The following is a 276-nucleotide window of genomic DNA, read 5'->3' as shown; positions in this document are numbered from 1 at the left end:
CCAAGGAACTGCTCGAGCTGTTCAACATCGACGAGCAGACCCTCAACACCCAGGGTCTGCAGGTCACCACCACGATCGACCCGCAGGCACAGCAGGCCGCGGAGAAGGCGGTGTCGAAGTACCTCGACGGGCAGGACCCCGACATGCGCTCGGCCGCGGTCTCGATCGATCCGCGCACCGGTGCGGTCAAGGCCTACTACGGCGGATCCAACGCGCTGGGCTTCGATTTCGCGCAGGCCGGCCTGCAGACCGGCTCGTCATTCAAGGTGTTAGCGC

The 276-nt window shown here is 65.6% G+C and carries 1 pseudogene; it reads left to right on the top strand.

From position 1 onward, the window contains the following. Nucleotides 1–276, top strand: a pseudogene (locus FVA95_RS29755) (penicillin-binding protein); the annotation flags it as partial.

This window comes from Pseudonocardia sp. EV170527-09 (assembly GCF_008369905.1).
Lineage (GTDB): Bacteria > Actinomycetota > Actinomycetes > Mycobacteriales > Pseudonocardiaceae > Pseudonocardia.
This window is presented reverse-complemented; position numbering and strand designations above follow the sequence as displayed.